The following is a 20,869-nucleotide window of genomic DNA, read 5'->3' on the forward strand; positions in this document are numbered from 1 at the left end:
TATTAGGGGGTTGGATGTCCTGGGTCGCTTGGACCTCGATATTTCTGGATGTGCTGACGTTGCTGTTCATCGCGCGGGCAACGCGCGAGATCAAAACCAGCCTGTCGGACGCGCGCCACGAGCGGCTGGATATCAACCGGCGGATCGAAGTGCTGAGCCGCCGTGTCGACAAGCGCGAAGCGGCGATCGGCGAGGCGGAGCGGGTGCCGACCGGCAACGGGCTTTGAAGCCCCCGATCGCCTGAACGCGATCCTCACGGAAGTGCCGATCGTATATCCTGTGAGCGGGCCGAAGCCCGCCGTTTCGTTAATCAGGCCAATAGAGCCGCATCGGATTGTCGACGAGCAGCTTGTGCTGCAGCTCCTCGGTCACCGCGATGCGCGGGATGACGTCGACCAGCGCCCCATCGTCGGGGATGCGCGTTTCCATATTGGGATGCGGCCAGTCCGTGCCCCAGAGAATGCGGTCGGGATAGGCCTCGACCAGCGGACGGACGGCCGTGACGAAATCCTCATAGGGCGCTCCCCCGGCATCGAGGCGATCGGGGCAGGTGACCTTCACCCAGATATCGGGCCGGCTGTCGATCAGCGTGCGCAGCGCGGCCATGTCGGCGCCGTCCGGGCCCTGCGTTACGTCCGGGCGGCCCATATGATCGATCACCACCGGCACGGGGAGCGCGGCGATGAAGGGGCGCATCTCCTCCAGGATATCGGCCTCGAAATAGATCACGACATGCCACCCGAGCCGCACGATCCGCTGCGCCACCTCCAGGAACCGGTCCTTGGGCGCATCATCGACCAGGCGCTTGAGGAAGTTGAAGCGGATGCCGCGGATACCGCCTGCGTGTAGTGCGTCGAGGTCCGCATCCGGGATCGCCGGATCGACCACAGCTACCCCGCGCGCCAGTCCGTTCGATTTGGCGATGCCGTTCAGCGTCGCGGCATTGTCGGTGCCATGGCAGCTCGCCTGCACGATCACGTTGCGCGCGAAGCCAAGCTTGTCGCGCAGCGCGAACAGCATCTCGGGGGTGGCGTCCTGCGGCTGATATTTGGCCTTGGCGCTGAACGGGAAATCGGCGGCGGGGCCGAAGACGTGGCAATGCGCATCGACCGCGCCCGGCGGCGGCACGAAGCGCGGCGTCGAAGGCGTGAGGGTCCAACTGCGGACCCGGCCCGAGGAATCGGTAACGCCGTCGGTGCTCATGCGAAGATAATCCCATCCATCAGCTTGCGCGCCGTGCGCAGCATTCCCGCTTCGATCGGCTGCCCGGCATGGTCGACCGTGACCACGCATTCGGTGACGCCGGTGGGATGCTCCACGCCCAAGGTCTTGGTCCCTCCCTCGGGCACCTTGGCGACGGCGGCGGCGGGCGAGCCCGGAACCAGCGCGGCGGTGGCGACGCTCACCGCGCCGAGCACGCCGATCGAGGCATGGACGCGGTGCGGGATCAGCGAGCGCACGGCGATGGCGCCGCCGTTCCTGGGCGGGGCGACGAGCATCATCTTGGGCACCGATTTCTCGCTCACGTCGCCAAGGTTCATCAGCGGCCCGGCCTTGAGGCGGATCGCCTCCACTCTGGCCTTCATCGCGCTATCGGCATCGAGCGTATCGCGGTCCTCATAGCCGGTGATGCCCACATCGGCGGCGAGCAGGACGACGCAGGGCATGCCATTGTCGATCAATGTTACCGTCACGCCGTCGATCTCGTCGACGCCGTTTCCGGTCGGCAACAGCGCCCCACACGAGGAGCCCGCGGTATCCCGGAAGGCGAGGGGGATCGGCGACGCCGTGCCGGGTACACCGCTGATCGCCGCATCGCCGGCATAGGCCACCGTGCCGCCCGGCGTCCGGACCGTCGCCACCGCGACCTGGCCGGTGTTCTCCATAAAGATGGCGATGCGCGTCTCCTCGCCCGCCGCGGCGATCAGCCCGCGTTCGATCGCGAAGGGGCCGACACCGGCCAGCATGTTGCCGCAATTCTGGCTATCCGTGACGATCGCCTGATCGACGAACACCTGAAGGAAGAGATAATCGACATCGACGCCGTCCCGCGCCGATTTGGCGACGACCGCCACCTTGGAGGTCAGCGGATCGGCGCCGCCCATGCCGTCGATCTGCCTTGGATCGGGCGAACCGAAGGCGCGGAGCAGGAAGGCATCCCGCGCGACGGTGTCGGCCGGCAGATCGCTCGCCAGGAAAAAGCCGCCCTTGGAGGTGCCGCCGCGCATCCACATACAGGGTGCGCTGTCACTCATAGGTGAGGCCCATCTCGGCGAGCTTGCCGCGCATATCGTAGATATCGAGGCCGAGTTCGCCTGCCGCCAGGCGTTGGCGCTTCGTCTCTTCGTTCGCCTCGCGGGCCTGCGCTTTCTCCAAGACGCCCGCGGCATCGGCGCGCTTGACGACGCAGACGCCGTCGTCGTCAGCGACGATCACATCGCCCGGCTCCACGCCCGCGCCCGCGCAGACGATCGGCACGTTGACCGATCCCAGCGTCGCCTTGACCGTTCCTTGCGCGAACACCGCCTTGGACCAGACGGGGAAGCCCATCTGCGTCAGATCGCGCACGTCGCGCACGCCCGCATCGATCACCAGGCCGCGGCAACCGCGCGCCATCGCCGAGGTCGCCAGCAGATCACCGAAATAGCCATCGACGCAGGGGCTGGTCGGCGCAAGCACGAGGATGTCGCCGGCCTGCAGCTGTTCGATCGCGACATGCACCATCCAATTGTCGCCCGGGGGCGCGGAGATGGTGACCGCCGATCCGGCGATGCGCGCGCCGGGGTAGATGGGACGCATATGGTGCGCGAGCAGGCCGATGCGGCCCTGTGCCTCATGCACCGTCGCCACGCCGGCCTTGGCCAGTCCGTCGATCACGGCAGGATCGGCGCGGGATATGGTGCGGATGACACGCCCAGCCATGAAGCTCTCCTTTGCCGCGCTGCTTGACGCCCGCCGCATCACCGCTTCCAATCACAAATGGACGCCGGCGATAAGTATTTGCTAATCGTGCGGCGATGATCACGCCGTTCGCGCTCAATTTGCGGCATCTGCGCGCGCTCGCCGCCATCGTTGCGCATCGCAATGTGAGCGCGGCGGCGGAGGCGGTGAGCCTGTCACAGCCCGCGTTGACGCAAGGGCTCGCCAAGCTCGAACGTCAGCTCGGGATCCCGTTGTTCCTGCGCCGCACCGACGGCGTTCACGCCACGCCCGCGGGGCTGGTGATGGCGGAACGCGCCACCGCGGCGCTGGATCATCTCGCCAAGGCGGTGCGCGCGATGGGGCGGGGCGGGGCGCGCGGCTTCGCGCGTGCCGATCTGCTGATGACCGGCACCCAGCTCCACGCCTTCCTCAGCCTGGCCGATGCCGGCAGCTTCGCGGCGGCGTCGGCGCGCACCGGCATCACGCAGCCCGCGCTGCACCGCGCCGTGCGCGATCTGGAGCAATTGTGCGGGATCGCGCTGGACGAGCGCACCGGGCGCGGCCTCACCATAACGGCGGCGGGCCGCAGGCTGGCGCGCGGCATCCGCCTTGCCGCCGCCGAGATCGCCGCCGCGATCAGCGAGGTTTCGCCCGATCCGGGCGTCGGCACCCGGATCGCGATCGGCGCAATGCCGCTCTCCCGGGCGCTGTTGCTGCCTGCCGCGATCGCGGCGCTGATGCGCAACGAACCGCGCGTGACGATCGACGTGCGGGAGGGTTCGTGGCGCGAATTGGTCGAACCGTTGCGCGATGGCGCGATCGATCTGATGGTGGGCGCGCTGCGCGATCCGCCGCCGTCCGGTCTGGTCCAGGAGCCGCTGTTCGTGGATCGGCTGATCGTCGTCGGACGCGCCGGCCATCCGCTGCTCGGCGGCCCGCCGCCGACGCTGGACGATTACCGCCGCTACGGCTGGGTCATCGGCCAGCCCGATACGCCGCTCCGCCGCCATTGGCAGCGGCTGTTCGAGGGAGGCCCGACTCCAGCGGCACCGCTGGAGTGCGGATCGGTGATGGTGATCCGCGGCGTGCTCGGCCAATCCGATCTGCTCACCCTGCTTTCCGCCGATCAGGTGGCGGTGGAGATCGCCAACGGCATGCTTGCCTTGATCGGCGCGTTGCCGGTGCATGGCGAGCGCACGATCGGGCTGACCACGCGCGAGGGCTGGCGCCCCACCGCGGTCCAAACGCGCTTTCTCGGCCTGCTCCGGGCGGCGGTCGAAGATCGAAGACTTCAGGAAATCGAATAGCGCGCCGTCATTCGTATTGGCGCCGCCGCCGCCCACTTCGCATGGATGGCGCATGAAGCGGCCGACGACGATATTCCTTGGCTTCGGAGAGGCAGGACAGGCCTTCGCCGAGGGCCTGCCGGCACCGTTCGGCGCCTATGACCGGATGACCGATATGGCCGATACGGCGATGGCCAAGCGGGCGGAGTATCGGCGGCTGGGCGCTGCCGCATACACCAGCGCGGCCGATGCAGTGGCCGCAGCCGAAATTATTCTGTCACTGGTGACCGCCGATCAGGCGCTGGCCGCCGCGTGCGAGGCCGCGCAGTACCTTCGCCCGCAGGCGCTGTTCCTCGATATGAATTCGGTCGCGCCCGATACCAAGCGCGCCGCCGCGAAAGCGATCGAGGCGGCCGGCGGCCGATATGTCGATGTCGCGGTGATGGCGCCGGTCCATCCCAAGCGGCGCGCGGTGCCGTTGCTGGTCTGCGGGCCGCACGCCCAGGCCGGGCTGGCCGCGCTCGGCGGGCTCGGCTTCACCAACGTCCATTTCCAGCCGGGCGATGTCGGCGCCGCCGCGTCGATCAAGATGATCCGATCGGTAATGGTCAAGGGGATCGAGGCGTTGACCGCCGAGTGCCTGCTCGCCGCGACGCGCGCCGGGGTGCGCGATGCGGTGATAGCCTCGCTCGATGCCAGCGCCACCGATGACCGCTGGGCGGTGCGGGGCGACTATAATCTCGATCGCATGATGATCCACGGCTTGCGCCGCGCTGAGGAAATGGAGGAGGTCGTCAAGACGCTCGACAGCCTCGGCACCGGCTCGGTGATGACGCGCGGCACGGTCATCCGTCAGCGCGCGATCGGCCTGCTGGGCGGAACCGCGCCCGATGGCCTGAATGCCAAGATCGCCGCCATCCTGAACGACCGCCTGGAGGAAGCGGCATGACCATGATCATCGATTGCCACGGCCATTATACCGTGCTGCCCAAGGCGCACGATGCCTGGCGCGAGGAGCAGAAAGCGGCGTTCCAGGCCGGCACCCCGGCGCCTCCCTATCCCGACATTTCCGATGACGAGATCCGCGAGACGATCGAGGCCAACCAGCTGCGCCTGATCCGGGAGCGGGGCGCCGATCTCACGATCTTCTCGCCCCGCGCCTCCACGATGGCGCCTCACATCGGCGATGCGGGCGTCGCGAAGGAATGGGCGATCCACTGCAACGATCTGATCGCGCGCGTCGTCGGCCTTTTCCCCGAGACCTTCGTCGGCGTCTGCATGCTGCCGCAGAGCCCGAAGGCCGATATGGCGAATTCGATCGTCGAGCTGGAGCGCTGCGTTACCGATCTCGGCTTCATCGGCTGCAACCTCAATCCCGATCCCGGCGGCGGCCACTTCACCCATCCGCCGCTCACCGATCGCTACTGGTATCCCTTTTACGAAAAGATGGTTGAGCTCGACGTGCCGGCGATGATCCACGTTTCGGGGAGCTGCAATCCGGCGATGCACGCCACCGGCGGCTATTATATCGCGGCCGATACGATCGCCTTCATGCAGCTGCTGGAGGGTGATCTGTTCAAGGATTTCCCCAGCCTCAGGTTCATCATCCCGCACGGCGGCGGCGCGGTGCCCTATCATTGGGGTCGCTACCGGGGCCTGGCGGACATGTTGAAGAAGCCCGCGCTCGACACGCATCTGATGAACAACATCTTCTTCGATACCTGCGTCTATCACCAGTCGGGGATCGATCTGCTGGCCGACGTGATCGAGAATAAAAATATCCTGTTCGGCAGCGAGATGGTCGGCGCGGTGCGCGGCATCGATCCGCAGACGGGCTTTTATTTCGACGACACCAAGCGCTACGTCGATGCGCTGGAGATTTCGGATGCCGAGCGTGCGGCGATCTTCTCGGGCAATGCACGCAAGGTCTTCCCTCGGCTCGATGCCAAACTCAAGGCGCAGGGTCGGTGACCACCTGGATCACCAACGCCTGGTACGTCGCCGGCTGGGATGCCGAGATTGACCGTACGCCCATTGCGCGCACGATCTGCGGCGTCCCGGTGATGCTTTATCGCAAGCTCGATCGCAGCGTGGTGGCAATGCGCGACGCCTGCCCGCACCGTATGCTGCCTCTATCGATGGGGCTGCGCGAAGGGGATTCGATCCGCTGCACATATCACGGGCTGAAGCTCGGTCCGGATGGGGTCGCCGAGGAAATGCCGCTCAAGACCGACCGGGTGAACAAGAGCATCTGCGCCGAGACCTTCGTGGTGGCGGAGAAGCATCGCTTCGTCTGGATCTGGGTGGGCGAAAAGGCGCTGGCCGATGCGGCGCTGATCCCCGATCTCTGGCCCTGCTCGGCCGAAGGTTGGGCCTTCGACGGCGGCTATTATCACGTCGCTGCCGATTATCGCCTGATGATCGATAACCTCATGGACCTGACCCACGAGACGCACGTCCACGCTGGATCGATCGGCCAGCCCGAGCTGATGGAGGCCCCGATCGAGGCGCGCACCGAGGGCGACCGCGCTTATATCACCCGCTGGATGCCCGGCGTCGATGCGCCGCCCTTCTGGCGCGGCGCGCTCAAGAAGGATGGGCCCGTCGATCGCTGGCAGATTTGCGAATTCGTCGCGCCGTCCTCGGTGATGATCGATGTCGGCGTTGCTCCGGTCGGTGCGGGCGCGACGCTGGAAAATCACGACCAGGGTGTCCGCGGCATGGTGGTCGATTGCATGACGCCTGAGACCGAGACGACGATGCACTATTTCTGGGGCATGGCGCGCAGCTTCGATATCGACGATGCTGGTTTCACCGCTCGCTTCAAGCGATCGCAGGGCGGCGTCTTCGCGGAGGACAAGTTGATCCTCGAGGCGCAGCAGCGCGCGATCCTCGCTAACCCGGATCTCAAGCTCAACGCCTACAATATCGATCAGGGCGGCATTCGCGCGCGGCGCATCATCGCGCGCCTGATGCAGCCGATCCAACCGACCGCGTTTCAGAAAGCCGCCGAATGACCCGCCAGAAACCCAAAGGCGTGGTCGACATCCACGCCTATCTCGCCGAGTTTGACGATATACCCGGCACGCGCGTGTTCACGGCGAAGCGCGCACGGCAGGGCTACCAGCTCAACCAGTTCGCGATGAGCTTGATGAAGCCCGAGAATCGCGCGCGCTGGAAGGCCGACGAACGCGCCTACCTGGACGAGTGGGGGCTTAGCGAGGATCAGCGCTCGGCGGTTCTCGATCGCGATTACAACCGGCTGCTCGACCTGGGTGGCAACATCTATTTCCTAGCAAAGCTTTTCGCGACCGATGGGAAGAGCTTTTTGCAGGGCGTCAGCACGATGAGTGGCATGAGCCTTGAGGAGTATTCCGCGATGATGATCGCCGGTGGGCGCTCGCCTGATGGTATGCGCTCGATCAAGGACAAGAATTGATGGCACGGATCACCGCAGGCGTTGCCTGCAGCCATATCCCCGCGCTGGGTGTGGCATCCGATTTCGACAGGACGGGGGAGGCCTATTGGGCGCCTGCTTTCGCGGGCTTCGAATGGACCAAAGCCTGGGAGGCGGCCGAAAAGCCGGATGTGGTCATTCTGGTCTACAACGATCACGCCTCAGCGTTCGACATGAAGATCATCCCGACCTTCGCGATCGGCTGCGCGGAGGAGTTCCAGCCCGCCGACGAAGGCTGGGGGCCGCGCGCAGTGCCCGTGGTGAAGGGCCATCCCGATCTCGCCTGGCATATCGCACAGAGCTGTATCCTCGACGAATTCGACATGACGATCATCAACGAGATGGACGTCGATCACGGCCTGACCGTGCCGCTGTCGATGATGTTCGGCAAGCCGGCGGCATGGCCGTGCCGGGTGATTCCGCTCGCGGTCAACGTCGTCACTTATCCGCCGCCGACGGGCAATCGCTGTTGGGCACTGGGCGAGGCGATCGCGCGTGCAGTCGCGAGCTTCGAGGAGGATCTGAATGTGCAGGTCTGGGGCACCGGCGGCATGAGCCACCAGTTGCAGGGCACGCGGGCGGGCCTGATCAACAAGGAATGGGACAACCGGTTCCTCGATGGTCTCGTGGGTGACAGTGATGCGCTGCGCCACATTCCGCACATCGAATATCTGCGCGAAACGGGCTCTGAAGGCATTGAGATGGTCATGTGGCTGATCATGCGCGGTGCGTTGGGCAAGACGACGCGCGAACTGCACCGCCATTATCATGTGCCGGCCTCCAACACCGCGGTTGGGCACATCGTTCTCGAACCGGTTGCTTAGTCGCCATCGCGGCGAGGGCGGCCACGCGCTTTGTGAAAATCCAGGCCTGCCTGAGTGACCAACAGGAGTTGAACAGATGAAGATTGCTCTCGCCGGCGCCGGCGCCTTCGGAGAAAAGCATCTCGATGCGCTCAAGCTGATCGACGGGGTCGAGGTCATCTCAGTCGTCGGCCGCACGCTGGAAAGCACGCAGCGGACCGCGGACAAATATGGCATCGGCCATGTTACAACGGATCTCGGCGATACGCTCGCGCTGCCGGGGCTCGACGCGGTGATCCTCGCCACCCCCACCCAGATGCACGCCGCTCAGGCGATCCAGTGTATGGAGGCCGGCAAGCATGTCCAAGTCGAGATTCCGCTCTGCGACACTCTGGCGGACGGCGAGCGCGTTCTGGAACTGCAGCAGCAGACGGGCCTTGTGTGCATGGTCGGCCACACGCGCCGCTTCAATCCGAGCCATCAATATATCCACAACCAGATCACCGCGGGCGAGGTCTCCGTTCAGCAGATGGACGTTCAGACCTACTTTTTCCGTCGCAAGAACATCAACGCCAAGGGCGAGGCGCGCAGCTGGACCGATCACCTGCTCTGGCACCACGCCGCGCACACCGTCGACCTGTTCGCCTACCAGTCTGGGCCCATCGTCGCCGCACATGCGCTGCAAGGGCCGATCCATCCCGAACTCGGCATCGCGATGGATATGTCGATCCAGCTCAAGAGCGAAAGCGGCGCGATCTGTACTCTGTCGCTCTCGTTTAACAACGACGGGCCGCTGGGCACCTTCTTCCGCTACATCTGCGACAACGGCACCTGGATCGCGCGCTACGACGATCTCGTCACCGGTAAGGAAGAGCCGGTCGATCTGACCGGCGTTACGGTTTCGACCAACGGCATTGAGCTTCAGGACCGTGAATTCGTGGCCGCGATCCGCGAGGGGCGCGAGCCTAATGCGAGCGTACAAAAAGTGATGCCTTGCTACCGCATTCTCGACGCGCTCGAGCAGCAGCTCGGCGCGTGAAGACGCAGGTCGCCATTATCGGTTCAGGACCATCGGGCCTGTTGCTCGGCCATCTGCTGCGCGCGGCCGGTGTGAATTGCATCATCATCGAGCGGCAGAAACGGGACTATGTCGAGAGCCGAATCCGCGCTGGTGTGCTGGAGACGGTTACCACCGATCTGCTTCACAGACTCGGCATCGATGCGGGCCTGAATGCTCACGGGATGATGGAAGAAGGGTTCAACCTCGCCGATGAAGAGCATCTCATCCGGATCGAGATTACGCAGCTGACCGGCAAGCAGGTCGTGGTCTACGGCCAGACCGAGGTAACCCGCGATCTGATCGCCGCCGCACCCGAGCGCGGGCTGGAGATCGTGTTCGAAGCGAGCGACGTCGCGATCCACGATCCCGACAGCAATGCGCCGTTCGTCACGTTCGGCAAGGACGGCGTCACAAAGCGCGTCGATTGCGATTTCATTGCGGGTTGTGACGGTTCCCACGGCCCTTCGCGTAAGGCGATCCCGGCTGCTCTCGCCCGTGAATATGAACGGGAATATCCGTTCGGTTGGCTCGGCGTCCTTGCCGACGTCCCGCCGTGCCATCCCGAGCTGATCTATTCAAACGGCGATCGCGGCTTCGCGCTCGCCTCGATGCGTTCGCCCACGCGCAGCCGCTATTATATCCAGGTGCCCATCAGCGAGAAGCTCGAGGATTGGCCCGAGCAGCGGCTTTGGGATGAACTCGAACTGCGCTTTGCGCCGCTGGCGGAACGGCCGGTCGTGCGTGGTCCAGCCCTTGAAATCTCGATCGCACCGCTGCGCTCTTATGTGTTCGAAAAGATGCGCCACGGCCGGCTGTTTCTGGCCGGTGACGCCGCGCATATCGTGCCGCCCACCGGCGCGAAGGGCCTCAATCTCGCCGCTTCGGACGTCGCCTATCTCTCGGATGCGCTGATCCGCCATTACCGGCATGGCGAGGAGGCGGGCCTGACCGGCTATCAGGATAAGGCGCTGGCCCGCATCTGGAAGGCGGAACGGTTCAGCTGGATGCTGACCAAGCTGATGCACCGTTTTCCCGAGGATGGTCCGTTCGAGCATCGCATGCAAAAGGCCGAACTGGCCTATGTCGCGGGATCCGAAGCGATGCGCACGGCGATTGCGGAGAATTATGTCGGGCTACCGCTCTAGGCTGGAAGCGAGACTGTGAGCCCTGCTGCTTAATGGATGATCCCGGGCGTCGCCGGAATGGTCCTCGATGCCGGCAGAAGCGCGCCATCGGCAAAAACGCACCGTCGGCCAGTGGCCGCCAGGAGCGCAAATAGCGCAAAAAATCCCACCTTTCCAAGGTGTAGGACGGACGCTCGACCTATACGGATCGCCGAACCAGGACGTCCCGCCTGACAAATTCCCGTATCTGAGAAATGCAGACGTCTGACTTTTTAATTGACAGGTAGCCTTACAAGAGGGACTTATCATCCAAACCGCCGAATGAGCGGATTGAATCGAACCTGAAGTAGGTGGTCAGGGAGAGGACGCACATCATGACAGTGAATCGGACGCATTTACTCGCGGCATCGGCAGCGCTCGCGCTGATTTCGACCGGAGCGCAGGCGCAATCCGCTGCGGCGGGCAATCCCGTGCAGCCCGCGCCGGCAGCGGCGCGCGATGCCAGCGCGCAGGATCAGGCGGCTGCTCCCGGACCGGAGATCATCGTCACCGGTTCGCGTGTTGCCGTGAGCGGCTTTACCGCACCGACGCCGACCAAGGTTCTGTCGGCAGAATTGCTCAATCAGCGCGGCCTATCGAACATCGGCGACTTCCTGAACGAGGTGCCGTCCTTCCGCGCTACTCAGACACCGCAGACCAATCCGCAGAACGCGCTCGGCGCCGGCCAGAATTTCGCCGATCTGCGCGCGCTGGGCAGCACCCGCACGCTGACGCTGGTCGACGGGCGCCGGTTCGTGCCATCCTCGGCGACGGGGCAGGTCGATCTCAACCTCATCCCAACGCTGATGATCGATCGCGTCGATGTCGTGACGGGCGGCGCGTCGGCGGCGTACGGCTCGGATGCGGTTTCGGGCGTGGTCAACATCGTGACCGACCGACGGCTGAAAGGCTTCAAGTCCGATATTTCCTACGGCATCTCGAAGGAAGGCGATGCCGCCGAGCGCCGGCTGTCGCTCGCTTTCGGCACCCCGTTCGCGGGCGACCGAGGCCATGTCGTGATCGGCGGCGAATATGTAAAATCGGATGGGGTCGACAGTTATTTCGATCGGGACTGGGGGCGGCTGCAGGGCGACCTCGTCTCCTATATTGGCGCACGGCCGGCGGGCACACCGTCGCGCTTCTATGCGACCGGGGTGCAATCGATTGCTTATGCCTATGGCGGCACCATCCTGGGCGTGAATGCCGATACCAATCCCGCGAACGGTGCCGATGTGCTGCGCGGCATCCAGTTCGGTCCGGGCGGTGCGGTCCAGCCGTTTCCTTACGGCACGGTGGTGGGCACCTCGTCGATCAACTTCACGGGCGGCGATCCCGGCCTTTATGCGCGCAACAGCCTGCAACTCGTTCTGCCTGTCGATCGCCGCGTCGCGATGGCGCATGTCGATTATGATCTGACCGACAGCCTCTCCGTCTTCGTCGATGCGAACTACGGGCGATCGGGCGCCAGCTTTCACACGCCGTCCACGCGCGACACGACTGCGGGAGCGGTCGTCATCCAGCGCAGCAATGCCTTCCTGCCCGCGCAGATCGCCGCGATCATGGATGCGAACGGCATCAGTTCGTTCAGCCTTGGCCGTCAGAACAATGACTTCGGCCCGGTGCTGGCGCGCAACCAGAACACCACTGAGCGGGTCGTCGGCGGCGTCGAAGGCAAGTTGGGCGGCGGCTGGTCGTTCGACGCTTATTATGAATATGGCCGCAATACCTTCGATTCGACCATCCGCAATCTGCGGATCGAGCAGAATTATCGCTATGCCGTGGACTCGATCCTGGTGGGAGGGCAAGCGGTCTGCCGCGATACGACCGCGCGCGCGCTGGGGTGTCAGCCGATCAATCTTTTCGGTGTCGGCTCGCCGAGCCAGGCTGCGATCAATTATGTCGACGGTACGGCGATCTACAAGGTCGCCACGACCCAACAGGTTGGGTCGGCCAACCTTCGTGGCGAGCCTTTCTCGACCTGGGCCGGGCCTATCGCGATCGCGGTCGGCGGCGAATATCGCCAGGAAAAGGCGCATGCCGATGCCGATGCGATTTCGCAGGCATCGGGTTTCAACTACAACAATCCCAAGGCGTTCGACGGCTCGATCACGGTCAAGGAAGGCTATGGTGAGGTCGTCGTGCCGCTCGCCCGGGATGTCACGCTGCTGCACAAGCTCGATGTCAACGGCGCGGTTCGTTACACCAATTACAGCACGACCGGCGGCGTGACGACCTGGAAGGTCGGCGCGACGTGGGAGCCGATCGAGGGTGTTCTGATCCGCGGCACGCGATCGCGCGATATTCGCGCGCCCAACAACAGCGAACTTTTCGCCGTGAACAGCGTGCGCGCCAGCCTGGTCAACAGCTTTTCGGGCGTGACCGATCAGTTCACCGTGATCAGCCAGTCTAGCCCGACGTTGCGCCCAGAAATCGCCGATACCAAGACCATCGGCATTTCGCTTGCGCCGAAATTCCTGCCCGGACTGAACCTGTCGGTCGATTATTACGACATCAGCATCGATGGCGCGATCGGCACATTCCCGGCCCAGACGATCATCGACGGGTGCGTCGCCGAAGTGGGCCGTAACGCGCCGGGCTTTTATTGCTCGTTCGTCAACCGCACCGGCACCGGCACCGCGACGGTCATCAATTCGATCAGCACCCAATTGCTGAACGTCGCGAAGCTCAAGACCAGCGGCATCGACTTCGACCTGAGCTACCGGTTTCCGCTGGGACGCGGCCGGCTGACGACGCGGCTGTCGGGCAATTATACCGCGCACCTCATCACCGATGACGGCACCGGCGTTGCGCGCACCTACAATGCGGCTGGCGTCATCACGAACGTCGGCAGCGTGGTGGACCGCGCCGGGCAATCGGGCGGCTTCACCTCGGGCGTGATCACCAACGGCGCGACCGCCGTGCCGCATTGGATCCTCAACGGATCGCTGACCTATGCGATCGGCCGGGTGACCGCGACCGCGCAGGGCCGGTATATCGAGGGCGGGGTGCTCGATAAGACGCTGGTCGGTCCGGGGGACCGGGATTACGATCCGGCCTCGCCGATATCGATCGCCAACAACCGTGTCAGCGGCGCGTTTTACCTGAACCTGTCGGCGTCGGTCGATGTGCTCAAGCAGGGCAACCGCAAGGTCCAGTTCTACGGCATCGTCAACAATGTGACCGACAAGGATCCGCCCTTCCCGGCAGTGGGCGTAACAGGCCTGTTCGATCGGATCGGCCGTTCGTACAAACTCGGCCTGCGCGTCAGCTATTGAGGATCATTCGTCAGCGCTGAGCCGGACCAGGCGAACCGGCCCCTTGCGGGCTCGCCGCTATCCTGGACCCGCTCGGCGCGGACAATGGCCGATATCGGCAACGCGATTGAGGCTGGGGTGATCGGGATTCGCGGAGGGTCAGGCGCTTCAGTCGCAGATGATGTTGATCATCGCCTGACGGCGTTCTCGGCGGACGACCTCCAGGCCGCGCCGGATCGCCACGACTAACGCTGTTGGATCGGTAACGCGCTCGGCATAGCCGCCCGATGCTTCGACATATTTCTCGAAGTCGGGCACGGGACTTAAATCGCTGAGCGGCGCAGGCTTCGGCCCACGGGCCGCGTGACCGCCGGGATAGACACCGATCGTCGATTGCTGAACTGCGGCCCAACGCGCGTTGTTGCAGATGATCGTCAGGAACGGCGCGTCGTGCATTGCGGATGCCTGATGACACGCGCCGGGATTGCAGAATAAATAGGAGCCATCGCCCATCGTGGCCACTACCGTGCGCGTCGGTGCCGCAATAGCAGCGCCGATTGCGGCCGGCATGCCCCAGCCCAGGCCCGCCGCGGGCGAATGCATGAAAAAGCTGCCCGCAGCCTTTGCGTCAAAAATCTCGCGGTCGACCCAATATTCGTTGACCAGGATCACCTGGTCGTCGAGCGCCTCGTTCAAACACAGGTTCAGCCAATCCTTGGTCATTTGCGGCACGGTGGCGAGGGGGGCCAACCGCTTTGCGCGCCGCGTCTGCCGTTGCGCGGAAAGCGCCGCTACCGCATCCTTGCGGTGCGTGGCGGCATCGGCGGTATCGATCGCCGCAAGCGCCTCAGTCAGCACCGGAAACAGCTTGGCCGCGGACGACGTGATCGACAGATCGCTTCTAAACCCGCGGATCGGATAGTCCTGAAACAGCGGGTCCACGCCGATATGGACGATCCGAGTAGCGGGATCGGGCTCGCGCGTCTCGGGCAGCCACGGCACGTCGCTTTCCAGGCAGATCAGCAAATCGGCCTCGCCCAGATAGGAATGCAGGTTCTGGCCGAGATGATAGGGATGGTCGGCAGTTGCACAGACATAGCGCGACTTTGCCTCGACGATGCCGATGCCGAAACGCGCGCAAAAAGCTTCGAGCGGGACGACAGTCGCGGTATCGCGCCCGCTTGCCGACGTCACCAGGATCGGGCAGCGCGCGGCGGCGATCATCTCGGCGAGCGCCGCCACGCCGACGGGGTCGGGCGCCGGAGGGAGCGGCACGACGACGGCGCTGCCCGCGACCGGGGCAGAATCAGTCACTTCCGCGAGCACTTCGCGCGGCAGGGTCAAATAGACGGGCCCCGCGGGCGCGGCCTGGGTGATCGCGAGAGCGCGGTCGAGCACATCCTCGACATGTATGCCGCTTCGCAGTTCATAATCCCATTTGACCAGTTCCCGCACCATGCCGCCCTGGTCGTACATTTCCTGCGCCCAGTGGATCGCGCCGGAGCGGGCACCGAGTGGTCCCTTTTCGTACAGAGGGCTGCGTCCGGCGATGAACAGCATCGGCACTTCGTCGCGCTTGGCGTTCATGATGCCACACACGGCGTTGGCGGCGCCGACGCTGACATGCACCATCACCGCCTGCGGCTTGCCCGTCACCATAGTGTGACCGTGCGCCATGCCGACCACCAGATTTTCGTGCGTGCCGATGATGGGCTGCGGAAAATCGAGGCCCGACAGATGCTGGCGCGCATAGGCCTCGGCGATCGGCGCTGCATCGGTGCCGCTGTTGACGAACAGGTAATCGATGCCTTTTTGCTTGAGCATCGCGAGAAAGGTTTCGGCAACCGACTCGGAATGCGCGGTCGCAAGCTCCGGGACGAGGGTGGCAGCTTCACGGTCCATCTTTCAGCCTCTCATTCGGATCTCTGGGCAAAACTGACAGACGTCTGAGGATCTGGCAACCAGATACGTGGATGTCCCGCGGGGGTGTTGCAGGCCCTCATCGCCCTCATCGGCGTGCCTGTCGAAGCCGATCCAACGATCGGCATATCAAGGCAGCTCAAAGAGTTCCGCGAGGCGATTGGAAGGCGGGTCCAACGCAGATCAAAGTCCCGCGCGTATTATGAATGATGGATGCTACCTACCAACTTTGTCTGACGGCACCCCTATCGAGGAATCTTCAGGAAATGCGCGACGGCATCAGCCCATTGCTCGGGCTGCTGATCGACGATGTCGACGCCGCCGCCGTCCAATGCCACCAGCGGAATATCGGGTCTGATCGCCTTGGCGCGTTTGGCGTTTTCGTAGATGATGTCCCCGGTATTGGTCAGGATCATCGCGCAGCACGGGATTTTCGGTAACGAAAGCTCGTGATGATATTGGAAAGCCGCATGGTGGCCATACCAATAGGGTGCCTGGCCGACGAAGGCCTGTACCACATAGTTGCTGATCCGATCGAGCGGGACGGTGCCGGCGGCAAGGCGTTCGCGGCCCGCGAACACCACATTGAAATGCTTGCCCCCGCTCACGGCGACATTGGCCTTTTCGCGCGGATAACCATTGTTCAGGAAATCCTGCCGCTCCGCTTCGGTCACGGGCATCGGGCCGTTCATAATAAGCGCCGAGATGCGGTGGGGGAACTGAATCGCCGCCTCGGTCGCGATCATGGCACCGGTATGATGGCCGAGGATCGCAGCACTGGTGAGACCCAGCGCATCCAGCACCGGCGGCACGCAGCACGCCAGATCCTCGACGCGCGGCACCATTGGGGTCATGTCGGACATGCCGAACCCGGGCATGTCGATGCCGATCGCGCGGATGCCGCGTTTTGCCAGCGGCGCGTAGACCCAGTCGAATTGCCCCGAGGCCATCATCGCCTGATGCAACAGAATCAGCGGCAGGCCTTCACCCAGCACCTGATAGTGGATCTGGCCGTACGGACCGTCGGCGTAAGCGCGGCGCGGCCGGGTCACGCGACCCTCTCGCACCCACAGCCGCGAGAACGGAATTCGGTTGGAAGCGTCTTCGTCACAGGTCACCTCGATGGCGACAGGACAGCGGAGGAACGGCCGTATGGCACGTGCCGTTCTGCGAAATGTCCGCCTGCCGACGAGACCAGCGTCGAATAGAACGAGGGAGTCGCCAACGTTATCAAGGCGATCGAAAACGCCGGATATTTTACAATGGGTAAGCCGCTGCTTTTTAGCAGCCGCTGCGGCTAGGAGATGAACCCCGGATTCTAGCTAATGCGTGCTAGTAAAGTGGAGACTTTGACGTAATCATCTTTTCCGTAATTATATCGTATCAAAGCCGATATCGACATGATTATGCCATCAAAGACATGGTCATGATCGGCTTAGCGCATGGTGATCGCGCGCGCCTTGTAAGCGCCGCCATCGGAACACAGACGGGAGTGGAAAGTCTATGGACGTTGCTGGAGTTGCCGCGATCGTCACCGGCGGCGCATCCGGCCTAGGCGGCGCGACCTCGCAGCTGCTGGCCGACGGCGGCGCGAAGGTCACCGTGTTCGACCTCAACGCCGAAGTGGGCGAGGCAACGGCACGCGCGATCGGCGGCAAGTTCCTGCGCGTCGACGTCAGCGATGATGCCAGCGTCGCCGCGGCGCTGGCGGATGCGGAGGCGGCGCACGGGCCGGCGCGGGTGCTGATCAACTGCGCGGGCATCGCGCCGGTGGGCCGGGTTGTCGATAAGCACGGCGTGCCGCATTCGCTCGATGCCTATCGCCGCACGATCGAAATCAATCTGATCGGCACGTTCAATATGCTCTCGAAATTCGCCGCCCGCCTGATCGCGGCGGGGATCGAGGGTGAGGAGGCCGGCGTGATCGTCAACACCGCCTCGGTCGCGGCCTATGACGGGCAGATCGGCCAGGCGGCCTATGCATCGTCGAAGGGCGGAGTGGTCGGTCTCACCCTGTCGGCGGCGCGCGATCTCGCGCAGCATCGCATCCGGGTGATGACGATTGCGCCGGGTATCTTCCTCACCCCGATGCTGATGGGCCTGCCGCAGGCCGCGCAGGATTCGCTCGGCACGCAGGTGCCGCATCCCAGCCGGCTGGGGCGCCCCGAGGAATATGCGCGGCTGGTCGGGTCGATCCTGGCCAATCCCATGCTCAACGGCGAGGTCATCCGGCTCGACGGGGCGATCCGCATGGCGCCCCGCTGATTGGCCAGTTTCGACGTCAGCCCGCTGCCCTTACGCCCCCCAATTTTCAGGAGATTGATAGGGCCGATGGCTTCATCGTGGCGGCGGCGCGGACCGCTGGTGGCAAACGCAAGGGGGGCGCGGGCCGAGCTCGTCCCTGCAATACTTGCTGAATTCTTGGAAGCTGATGAAGCATTTGCCGAAAAGCACGATCTTGCTGGAACATCCTACCCAGCTCTTTGCTTAAAAAGGGAACAAGCCGCCACACGCTTCTGCAATCGAAGCAGCAGAATGGCTGATTCCGTTAAAAGAGGTTTGCGCCTTGTCAGTGTCAGCAAATCAATGGTTTACAAGATGATCCAGCAAGGCCGGTTCCCAGCTCCCTACACACCCGGATCTGCCATTGAGTCAGCGCAGTTGAACCGAGCGCCTTGTGGGTTTGTCGATCAACGCGAGACGTTCGAGGCTGAAGCGATGGTGGCGCGGCGGGGGCATGATTCCCATTCTTTGAGACGGGTAGTTTGGCGGGCGCGGGACAGGTCGGTACGGCATCTGCTTCTGGTCATTCGCCTCGCATTGGAGTGAATTCGGGGCGATTACTCGGCCAGATGATATCTACCGTTCGTATTCGCGGTGATCACTTTCGCAGCATGTCGAAGAGCATGTCGGCAACGAATTTGGGAGACGATTTGCAATGTTGAGCCTTGTCCTCGCCACTTCGAACGCGCCGTCTCTCTATCGCGACAAGCGCGACTGGCTGAGATTGTATGAGAGCCAGTTGACCGAAGGCATCCCTGCGCCGCGGGAGCTGGCGGCGGAAACCGATGAAGTGCTCGACGACCATCTCACGCGCATAAAACACGCCCAGGCGGCGCTGCAGGAGCGCCTCGGGTCTGTCCGGCCTGATGCTTTGGTCGTTATCGGCTATGACGATGGTGTGATGTTCAATCGCGTCCAGGTGCCCCAGTTTTGCACCTATACCGGAGCCGAGATGACCGGATCCTCGGCGATCGCGGCGCTTGGCGAGGCGGTTGAGGATCACAAGGTAACGCTCAAGTGTAACCCGGAAATGGCGTGGGAAATTCATCGCGAATTGATCGATCGCGAATTCGACATGAGCTACATGAGTGTGCAAAATCCGCAGGGGCGTCCGGAATGGGGCGCCTCCTCCGCCTTCCTGTATCCTGGCGCGTCGTTTCTGGACGGTCTCGACATTCCTCTGATTCCGGTCCTGATCAATTGCCGGGTCGATCCCATGCCGTCCGGCGGCAGATGCCTGGATTTCGGCACCGCACTGGGCCAGATTCTCGATGGCTTGCCGCAAAAGTTCGCCGTCATGGCGGTGGGCGGCCTTTCCCACGATCCTAATGGCGCGCGCGCCGGCTGGGTCGACGAGAGGCTTGATCGGTTCGTGATGGATCGCGCCGTGCGCCGCGGGAATGCGCAGCGGTTGCGCCAGATGTTCGACCTCGAATCCGATGCCATCCAAGGCGGGACGGGTCAGATTCGGACGTGGCTGGCGGCTGCGGCGGCGGCTGAAAGCGTCAAGGCGAGGGGCCAGATCATCGATTATATTCCCTCCTATCGCGCGATAACTGGGTTGGGCTTCGCCGCCTGGACGGTTTGAAATCACTCTTAAAGGGGATTGCGATGCCTATCGGTTTTGGGATTGGGGTTTCTCACGGCCCCGGCATGTATCTGAAGACGGAGAGCGACTGGAACCGGGCCTGGGAATTGCTCAGCCTCGATCGCGGTGTGCCGCAGCCTGCTTCGGTGGAGCTGGAAGACGGGCCTAAGCTGCGCGAATACATAAGCCGGATCGATGCGGGTCATGCTGAGCTGAAGCGTCAATTCGATCTCTACGATCCCGACATCTGCATCATCATCGGGGGCGATCAGAATGAAATGTTCGATCGATCCAATGTTCCTCAATTGATGTTCTTTTTGGGAGAGCGCGAGAAAGCGGAATATCCCGGCGGTCCGATGCCGGCCAAAGGCCAGCCCTATTCGCCGCGTATGTCCAATTTACCGCCGATGGACATTGATATCGATGTGGAATTTTCGAAGTGGCTTCTCGACAAATTGGTGAAGCAGGAAGGTTTCGACATTGCGTTTTCCTACGAGGCCAAGCCTCTGGCGCGCGGCCATGGCCTGTCCCACGCCTTTGGAAACCCGGCATCCTATCTGTTCGAAGGCAACAATACGCCGACGGTGATCATCTATGAGAATACGTTCGATGCGCCGAGCCTGTCTGCCAAGCGTTGCTATGACCTGGGCGCCGCGATCGCCCGTCTGACCCGTCATGATCCGCGCAAAATCGCCATCGTCGGCTCGGGCGGGCTCAACCATGATCCCGGTGGCAAAAGATCAGGCTGGATCGACGAACCCATGGACCGGTGGTTCCTGGAGCAACTGGCGCAGGGCAACGGACGGGCGACGCAGGCGCTCTATACCTTCGATTCCGATACGATGGTTGCCGGGACCGGGGAAACTCGTGCCTGGATCACCACCGCAGGGGCCATGGAGGAGATGGGATCACGCGCCACAATCCTGGATTATATGCCTGTGGCGAAGGGCGTGACGGGGCTGGGCCTCGCTTATTGGCTCACCGATCAACAGGAGCATGCGGTCGCTGCGGAATAGCTGCTTTAATCAGAACGGCTGTCCAACCATCCTTATGGCCAGCCTTTCTGTATCCGTCGCACGTCAATCAGCGCGTTCCTGACATCATCGTGCAAGGCATGCGTAAAGTTTTGCGAG

At 63.6% G+C, this 20,869-nt stretch carries 18 protein-coding genes; 13 read left to right on the forward strand and 5 right to left on the reverse strand.

What is annotated here, in order from left to right; translation table 11 throughout:
- The first annotated feature begins 14 nt into the window (after positions 1 to 14).
- On the forward strand, positions 15 to 227 hold the full coding sequence (locus FHS31_RS13985) for a hypothetical protein (RefSeq protein ID WP_167074602.1): 213 nt from the start codon (positions 15 to 17) through the stop codon (positions 225 to 227).
- A 79-nt stretch (positions 228 to 306) separates the two neighbouring features.
- Here FHS31_RS13985 and FHS31_RS13990 read toward each other — a convergent pair whose 3' ends face one another.
- The 3 genes from FHS31_RS13990 to FHS31_RS14000 are packed head-to-tail and all read right to left on the reverse strand — an operon-like array spanning position 307 to position 2,922.
- A complete protein-coding gene (locus FHS31_RS13990) occupies positions 307 to 1,203 on the reverse strand; it encodes an amidohydrolase family protein (protein ID WP_167074604.1) in 897 nt (298 codons plus the stop codon).
- Positions 1,200 to 2,255, reverse strand: coding sequence for a 4-oxalomesaconate tautomerase (locus FHS31_RS13995; RefSeq protein WP_167074606.1), 1,056 nt, complete (start codon positions 2,253 to 2,255; stop codon positions 1,200 to 1,202). Before FHS31_RS13995 ends, FHS31_RS13990 begins: the two co-directional genes overlap by 4 nt.
- The gene (locus FHS31_RS14000) at positions 2,248 to 2,922 is read right to left on the reverse strand and encodes a 4-carboxy-4-hydroxy-2-oxoadipate aldolase/oxaloacetate decarboxylase (protein WP_167074608.1); all 675 of its coding nucleotides are present in this window, start codon (positions 2,920 to 2,922) and stop codon (positions 2,248 to 2,250) included. Before FHS31_RS14000 ends, FHS31_RS13995 begins: the two co-directional genes overlap by 8 nt.
- 95 nt (positions 2,923 to 3,017) lie before the next feature.
- Between FHS31_RS14000 and FHS31_RS14005 the strand changes: the two genes are divergently transcribed.
- The 9 genes from FHS31_RS14005 (at position 3,018) to FHS31_RS14045 (ending at position 13,966) form a co-directional block, all read left to right on the forward strand.
- Positions 3,018 to 4,229: a LysR family transcriptional regulator gene (locus tag FHS31_RS14005; RefSeq protein ID WP_167074610.1), complete on the forward strand. Its 1,212-nt coding sequence runs from the start codon at positions 3,018 to 3,020 to the stop codon at positions 4,227 to 4,229.
- A gap of 52 nt (positions 4,230 to 4,281) precedes the next feature.
- Positions 4,282 to 5,157 (forward strand): NAD(P)-dependent oxidoreductase, encoded by an 876-nt coding sequence (locus tag FHS31_RS14010; protein WP_167074612.1) that lies wholly within the window; start codon positions 4,282 to 4,284, stop codon positions 5,155 to 5,157.
- Positions 5,154 to 6,179, forward strand: a complete 1,026-nt coding sequence (locus FHS31_RS14015; protein WP_167074614.1) for an amidohydrolase family protein — start codon at positions 5,154 to 5,156, stop codon at positions 6,177 to 6,179. Before FHS31_RS14010 ends, FHS31_RS14015 begins: the two co-directional genes overlap by 4 nt.
- On the forward strand, positions 6,176 to 7,225 hold the full coding sequence (locus FHS31_RS16515; protein ID WP_167074616.1) for a Rieske 2Fe-2S domain-containing protein: 1,050 nt from the start codon (positions 6,176 to 6,178) through the stop codon (positions 7,223 to 7,225). Before FHS31_RS14015 ends, FHS31_RS16515 begins: the two co-directional genes overlap by 4 nt.
- On the forward strand, positions 7,222 to 7,647 hold the full coding sequence (gene ligA / locus FHS31_RS14025; protein ID WP_167074618.1) for a protocatechuate 4,5-dioxygenase subunit alpha: 426 nt from the start codon (positions 7,222 to 7,224) through the stop codon (positions 7,645 to 7,647). The genes FHS31_RS16515 and ligA overlap by 4 nt, the downstream gene beginning before the upstream one ends.
- Complete coding sequence (locus FHS31_RS14030; RefSeq protein WP_167074620.1) at positions 7,647 to 8,489, forward strand: class III extradiol dioxygenase subunit beta; 843 nt, start codon at positions 7,647 to 7,649, stop codon at positions 8,487 to 8,489. Before ligA ends, FHS31_RS14030 begins: the two co-directional genes overlap by 1 nt.
- A gap of 76 nt (positions 8,490 to 8,565) precedes the next feature.
- Complete coding sequence (locus tag FHS31_RS14035; protein ID WP_167074623.1) at positions 8,566 to 9,507, forward strand: Gfo/Idh/MocA family oxidoreductase; 942 nt, start codon at positions 8,566 to 8,568, stop codon at positions 9,505 to 9,507.
- Positions 9,504 to 10,673 (forward strand): 4-hydroxybenzoate 3-monooxygenase, encoded by a 1,170-nt coding sequence (pobA, locus tag FHS31_RS14040; protein ID WP_167074625.1) that lies wholly within the window; start codon positions 9,504 to 9,506, stop codon positions 10,671 to 10,673. The genes FHS31_RS14035 and pobA overlap by 4 nt, the downstream gene beginning before the upstream one ends.
- A 353-nt stretch (positions 10,674 to 11,026) precedes the next feature.
- A complete protein-coding gene (locus FHS31_RS14045) occupies positions 11,027 to 13,966 on the forward strand; it encodes a TonB-dependent receptor domain-containing protein (protein ID WP_167074627.1) in 2,940 nt (979 codons plus the stop codon).
- Between the two features lie 147 nt (positions 13,967 to 14,113).
- Here FHS31_RS14045 and FHS31_RS14050 read toward each other — a convergent pair whose 3' ends face one another.
- Together FHS31_RS14050 and FHS31_RS14055 are read right to left on the reverse strand one after the other, a co-directional pair.
- On the reverse strand, positions 14,114 to 15,847 hold the full coding sequence (locus tag FHS31_RS14050) for a thiamine pyrophosphate-requiring protein (protein ID WP_167074629.1): 1,734 nt from the start codon (positions 15,845 to 15,847) through the stop codon (positions 14,114 to 14,116).
- A gap of 263 nt (positions 15,848 to 16,110) precedes the next feature.
- Entirely contained in the window at positions 16,111 to 16,917 is an 807-nt protein-coding gene (locus FHS31_RS14055) for an alpha/beta fold hydrolase (protein WP_341786366.1), read from the reverse strand.
- Positions 16,918 to 17,368: 451 nt separating this feature from the next.
- Here FHS31_RS14055 and FHS31_RS14060 point away from each other — a divergent pair, with 451 nt between their 5' ends.
- From FHS31_RS14060 to FHS31_RS14070, 3 genes are all read left to right on the forward strand, one after another.
- Complete coding sequence (locus tag FHS31_RS14060) at positions 17,369 to 18,130, forward strand: SDR family NAD(P)-dependent oxidoreductase (protein ID WP_167074631.1); 762 nt, start codon at positions 17,369 to 17,371, stop codon at positions 18,128 to 18,130.
- A 673-nt stretch (positions 18,131 to 18,803) separates the two neighbouring features.
- Positions 18,804 to 19,736: a DODA-type extradiol aromatic ring-opening family dioxygenase gene (locus FHS31_RS14065; protein WP_167074633.1), complete on the forward strand. Its 933-nt coding sequence runs from the start codon at positions 18,804 to 18,806 to the stop codon at positions 19,734 to 19,736.
- Between the two features lie 65 nt (positions 19,737 to 19,801).
- Positions 19,802 to 20,752: a DODA-type extradiol aromatic ring-opening family dioxygenase gene (locus FHS31_RS14070; RefSeq protein ID WP_167074635.1), complete on the forward strand. Its 951-nt coding sequence runs from the start codon at positions 19,802 to 19,804 to the stop codon at positions 20,750 to 20,752.
- Positions 20,753 to 20,869: the final 117 nt, after the last annotated feature.

Source organism: Sphingomonas vulcanisoli (genome assembly GCF_011761305.1).
Classification (GTDB): Bacteria; Pseudomonadota; Alphaproteobacteria; order Sphingomonadales; family Sphingomonadaceae; genus Sphingomonas_I; species Sphingomonas_I vulcanisoli.

Bases quoted from the DNA above. Each gene is read 5' to 3' on its own strand.
- FHS31_RS13990 (WP_167074604.1), bottom strand. From the start codon at position 1,203: ATGAGCACCGACGGCGTTACCGATTCCTCGGGCCGGGTCCGCAGTTGG.
- FHS31_RS14030 (WP_167074620.1), top strand. From the start codon at position 7,647: ATGGCACGGATCACCGCAGGCGTTGCCTGCAGCCATATCCCCGCGCTG.
- FHS31_RS14045 (WP_167074627.1), top strand. From the start codon at position 11,027: ATGACAGTGAATCGGACGCATTTACTCGCGGCATCGGCAGCGCTCGCG.
- ligA (WP_167074618.1), top strand. From the start codon at position 7,222: ATGACCCGCCAGAAACCCAAAGGCGTGGTCGACATCCACGCCTATCTC.
- FHS31_RS14065 (WP_167074633.1), top strand. From the start codon at position 18,804: ATGTTGAGCCTTGTCCTCGCCACTTCGAACGCGCCGTCTCTCTATCGC.
- FHS31_RS14015 (WP_167074614.1), top strand. From the start codon at position 5,154: ATGACCATGATCATCGATTGCCACGGCCATTATACCGTGCTGCCCAAG.
- FHS31_RS14060 (WP_167074631.1), top strand. From the start codon at position 17,369: ATGGACGTTGCTGGAGTTGCCGCGATCGTCACCGGCGGCGCATCCGGC.
- FHS31_RS13995 (WP_167074606.1), bottom strand. From the start codon at position 2,255: ATGAGTGACAGCGCACCCTGTATGTGGATGCGCGGCGGCACCTCCAAG.
- FHS31_RS14005 (WP_167074610.1), top strand. From the start codon at position 3,018: ATGATCACGCCGTTCGCGCTCAATTTGCGGCATCTGCGCGCGCTCGCC.
- FHS31_RS14050 (WP_167074629.1), bottom strand. From the start codon at position 15,847: ATGGACCGTGAAGCTGCCACCCTCGTCCCGGAGCTTGCGACCGCGCAT.
- FHS31_RS14070 (WP_167074635.1), top strand. From the start codon at position 19,802: ATGTATCTGAAGACGGAGAGCGACTGGAACCGGGCCTGGGAATTGCTC.
- FHS31_RS13985 (WP_167074602.1), top strand. From the start codon at position 15: ATGTCCTGGGTCGCTTGGACCTCGATATTTCTGGATGTGCTGACGTTG.
- FHS31_RS14010 (WP_167074612.1), top strand. From the start codon at position 4,282: ATGAAGCGGCCGACGACGATATTCCTTGGCTTCGGAGAGGCAGGACAG.
- FHS31_RS14000 (WP_167074608.1), bottom strand. From the start codon at position 2,922: ATGGCTGGGCGTGTCATCCGCACCATATCCCGCGCCGATCCTGCCGTG.
- FHS31_RS14035 (WP_167074623.1), top strand. From the start codon at position 8,566: ATGAAGATTGCTCTCGCCGGCGCCGGCGCCTTCGGAGAAAAGCATCTC.